General features: G+C 73.3%; 1 pseudogene. It reads right to left on the bottom strand.

The annotated features are described in order from the left end of the window. A pseudogene (locus C1I97_RS38580) lies at window positions 1–581 on the bottom strand (ATP/GTP-binding protein); the annotation flags it as partial.

Raw genomic sequence — 581 nt, 5'->3', positions numbered from 1 at the left:
GGCGGGCGGCGAGTTCCCCGGCGTACGTCCACCAGCCGCCGAGGCGGGCGAACGGCCAGACGACCAGCAGGGCGATGAGCGCGTACAGCGTGTTGGTGAACAGCTGGGAGGCGAACAGGCCGTAGCCGCCGGAGACGAGCACGACCAGGGAGAACACGGGGTCGACGACCGGCAGGGGGTCCCAGCCGACGACCGGGAAGGCGCCGGGGAACACCAGGCTCAGTGCGATCAGGGCGCCGGCCGCGGCGAACAGGGCCCGGGCGGGCTGCGGGCGGCGGCCCACGAGGTGCCGTACGACGTCGGGCCAGCTGCCGAGCCGGCCGACGGCGTAGACGAGCACGGCGAAGAACACGCCGTCGTAGACCACCATGGCCTCGCGGCCCTGCGTTCCCTTCGGGGAGACGGTTCCGCCCCACCACCAGTCGTCCGGCGTGAACAGCTTCAGCGGCGCCCACTGGTAGGGAAAGGCGCCCTGCCGCCACAGGGACCATACGAGCAGGCCCACGACCAGCGGGATCAGCAGGCCGACAACCGTGATCGGGGGCAGCCGGTCCGGGGTGCGGGCGGCCTTGGACGGGCGG

Source organism: Streptomyces sp. NTH33, assembly GCF_003236365.1.
In the GTDB taxonomy this organism is placed as follows: domain Bacteria; phylum Actinomycetota; class Actinomycetes; order Streptomycetales; family Streptomycetaceae; genus Streptomyces.
This window is presented reverse-complemented; position numbering and strand designations above follow the sequence as displayed.